1 protein-coding gene is annotated in these 1409 nt (G+C 58.6%); it reads right to left on the bottom strand.

Features of this window, described 5'->3' with window-relative positions; all coding sequences use genetic code 11:
- Positions 1–1164 precede the first annotated feature (1164 nt).
- Positions 1165–1323, bottom strand: coding sequence for a hypothetical protein (locus tag ACFFIC_RS06490; protein ID WP_377049352.1), 159 nt, complete (start codon positions 1321–1323; stop codon positions 1165–1167).
- Between the last annotated feature and the right edge of the window lie 86 nt (positions 1324–1409).

The following is a 1409-nucleotide window of genomic DNA, read 5'->3' as shown; positions in this document are numbered from 1 at the left end:
CACCCGCGGCTCTCGCCGCATAGGCTTCACTCAGGTGTCTCAGAAACTGCGGGCGGTACAGACGCTTGCTCTAATTGGGTTTCAATCCAGTATATTTATGCCGTCATGCTCAGCCACGGCAGTTATGAGTATCGGGCCTACCTCCGGAACCTGACTAGTAGTACGCTCGGCTGGACCATGTGGTTGGGCTCACTTCCTGAAGGTGTCAGCGTCCTGTTTGAGCAACCGACGCGGGGCGTACTCGCACCCTATGCGGGTGAGACCCTGCGCATCGGTAGAGGTCCAACCGCTGCCATCAACCTGGATTCGGTTGAAGTGCTTTACGACCACGCAGGCGGCGCACGACCCTTCATCAGCTTGCGCTCTTGCGTGCTGCGCCCCCGATAGCCCGAAGCCGAAGTGACACCAACTACATCGTACTCGGTTGGATCACAGGATCACTCAGAGTGTGCACATAGGCAGCATCAATCTGACCAAACTTCAGATTTTCGAGACAGTGTCCTGGAGGCCGGGATCGCATGCTTGTTGTTAGAAAAGGGTACTGAATCTGGATCTACTTTAGCAAAATCGCTCGGAGAAAACTTACGGAATGCTGCGATCGCGTAGGTAGTCGATCAGGGCGCTGAGGCGGGCCCCGTCACGAAGTCCCGCGTAAGCCATGCTGCTATAGGGGATGAACTCTCTGGGGCTACGGAGATACCCCCGCAGGTTTGCCTCGTCCCACAGAAGACCGTCCTTACTCTTGTCTCTCATTGCCAGGGAATACCGGAAGTTTTCGACTGAGCCAGCGCGCCGGTTCCAAATACCCGCGAGGCCTGGGCCCACCTTGGTGCGAGCATCGACATGATGGCAGGGACTGCACTGACTGCGGAACACGAACTCACCTGAAGGAGGGCTCTGAGCCATAGCGGTGGAGGCAGCGAGAATAATCGTGACGACGCCAACATTGAGAACTCGCATACAGATCTCGGCGAATTGGAGAAGGTTAGATTAGAACGTGTGATCAGCCGCCATCTAGAACCCCGATGGTTAAAGTTTGAGTTCTTGCCAAAGCATGGTTTCGTTCAGACAAGCCGCGCTCCCGTGCGAAAAGAAAGCGGAGCGGCCGGACTCCTCCGAGACCCGGCACACGGGTTTCTGGTCACGACCCAGCCCCACCAGTTCTTATCGTAGATGCCGAGTGTCCGGCTGTTCCGCACCGGTGGCCGGACGACCGAACTTCGCCCGGCAGAATTCCTGCAGCAGGTCGGGCCGGTGCACCGGCCCCCGAAACGCGATGTGGCCGTCCGGACGAATAAGGACGAGGGCGGGAGCCCCTGCCAGGCCGTAGGCGCCGTGCGCCCGCCTGTACCGCCCGCAGTTTCTGAGACACCTGAGTGAAGCCTATGCGGCGAGAGCCGCGGGTGAAA

The organism is Muricoccus vinaceus, assembly GCF_042433125.1.
Taxonomy (GTDB): Bacteria; Pseudomonadota; Alphaproteobacteria; order Acetobacterales; family Acetobacteraceae; genus Roseomonas; species Roseomonas vinacea.
Note: the sequence above shows the minus strand (reverse complement) of the source record. Positions and strands in the feature narration are given on the sequence as shown.